Annotated in this window: 2 protein-coding genes and 1 pseudogene; 2 read left to right on the top strand and 1 reads right to left on the bottom strand. The window is 60.6% G+C overall.

The annotated features are described in order from the left end of the window. Positions 1-192: pseudogene (locus WB528_RS26475) on the top strand (2-hydroxy-acid oxidase); the annotation flags it as partial. Positions 193-345: 153 nt separating this feature from the next. Then, a complete protein-coding gene (gene glcF, locus WB528_RS26480; RefSeq protein ID WP_423892270.1) occupies positions 346-1,659 on the top strand; it encodes a glycolate oxidase subunit GlcF in 1,314 nt (437 codons plus the stop codon). Here glcF and WB528_RS26485 read toward each other — a convergent pair. Beyond that, on the bottom strand, positions 1,628-2,020 hold a 393-nt coding region (locus tag WB528_RS26485), incomplete at its 5' end, for a hypothetical protein (RefSeq protein WP_423892272.1). The genes glcF and WB528_RS26485 overlap by 32 nt on opposite strands.

The raw sequence follows: 2,020 nt of genomic DNA on the forward strand, positions 1-2,020 counted from the left end.
GCCCTGGTGCGGCAACGTGCGGCCGCCGTCGGCGGCCATGCCATGCTGCTGCGCGCAGGCGATGAGGTGAGGGGGCAGGTCGACGTGTTTCAACCCGCAAGCGCCGGCGTAGCCGCCCTGAGCGAGCGCGTGCGACGGAGTTTCGATCCGAAGGGCATTCTCAATCGCGGCCGGATGGCTCGGGGGATTTGACATTCGCTTCATTATCCCCGGTAGTTCGCTAAGCGAATGTCAAAGCCAAAACCGCACTAAGAGACTATTTTTGCTAGTGTTCCTTTGGTTCTGACATTCGCAAAGGCACTCTCGGCAACACCGTACGAATGTCAGAACCGGAACACTAGTCGCATGAAGACGGAATTCAGCCTCGCTCAACTGGCCGATCCCGATATCGCGGAAGCCAACACGATCCTGCGCAAGTGCGTGCATTGCGGCTTCTGCACCGCGACCTGTCCGACCTACGTTCTGCTCGGCGATGAGCTCGATAGTCCACGCGGCAGAATCTATCTCATCAAGGAGATGCTGGAAAAAGACCGGCCGCCGACGCCTGAAGTCGTCAAGCACATCGACCGCTGCCTCTCCTGCCTTGCCTGCATGACCACCTGCCCGTCAGGCGTCAATTACATGCATTTGGTCGATCAGGCGCGGGTGAGGATCGAGCGGGACTTTGCTCGGCCCTGGACCGAACGCCTGTTACGGGCGGTGCTCGCTTTGGTGCTGCCGCGCCCGAAGCTGTTTCGCGCGAGCATGATGCTGGCGCGGCTCGCGCGCCCGCTGGCTGCCTTATTGCCCTCAGGCAAGGCGTCGGCGACGCCCACTTTACTCGGGCGGATCAGGGCCATGCTGGCATTGGCGCCACGCGGCCTGCCCGAGGCGGGGCCGCTCGCCGGCAACGTTTTCCCAGCCCAGGGTGAGCGGCACGGGCGCGTCGCTTTGCTGCAGGGATGTGCGCAACAGGTGCTGGCGCCGCGGATCAATCAGGCCGCCATCAGCCTCCTGACCCGTCACGGCATCGAGGTCGTGCTGGTCAGGGATGAGCAATGCTGCGGCGCGTTGACCCACCACATGGGCCGGGAAGCCGCGGCATTGGACTTCGCCCGCGCCAACATCACGGCCTGGTGTGCTGAGGCCGATCGTGGCGGGCTCGACGCCATCCTGGTGACGACATCGGGCTGCGGCACCGTCATCAAGGATTATGGCTTCATGCTGCGCCAGGAGGTCGATTTCGCCGATCGCGCCGCGAAGGTCTCGGCGCTGGCCAAAGACATCACCGAGTATGTCGGCGGCCTCGATCTTGCTTCCGCACAGCGCCAAAACGAAATTGTCGTCGCCTATCACGCGGCTTGTTCGCTACAGCACGGGCAGAAAATCACGCACCTGCCGAAAGAATTGCTTTCCAAGAACGGTTTCGTGGTGAAAGATGTAGCCGAGAGCCATTTGTGTTGCGGTTCGGCTGGGACCTACAACATCCTCCAGCCTGACATTGCGAACAAATTGCGCGACCGAAAGGTCGCCAATATTGCGATGGTCAAGCCGGACATGATTGCTGCGGGCAATATTGGGTGCATGGTGCAGATTGCCAGCGGTACGTCAGTTCCTGTGGTGCACACGATTGAGCTTCTCGATTGGGCTACAGGCGGTCCCCGGCCAGGATTGAACTGATCGATGGGCCTCGCTTGAGGCGGACGACTTGAAACGCTCGATAGACATTGATCGGCGGCAACAGGAGGATCACGATGGCTAAAGGCAAAAAGAAAAAGGGTGGCAAGAAGAGCAAGAAAAACAAGAAAAAGCTTGTGACGGCGAAGAAGAAATCCGCGAAGAAATCTTCGAAGAAATCCGCCAAGAAATCGGCGAAAAAGGCCAAGAAGTCGGCAAAGAAATCCGCCAAGAAGGCGGCAGCGCCGAAGAAATCGGCCAAGAAGGCCAGCGCCAGGAAGAGCCCTGCGAAGAAGAAGGCGGCGGTCGCTGCCAAACCTGCCGCACCGAAGCCCGCCGCACCGAAGCCTGCGGCGCCGACGGC

This window comes from Bradyrhizobium sp., from assembly GCF_049586575.1.
Classification (GTDB): Bacteria; Pseudomonadota; Alphaproteobacteria; order Rhizobiales; family Xanthobacteraceae; genus Bradyrhizobium.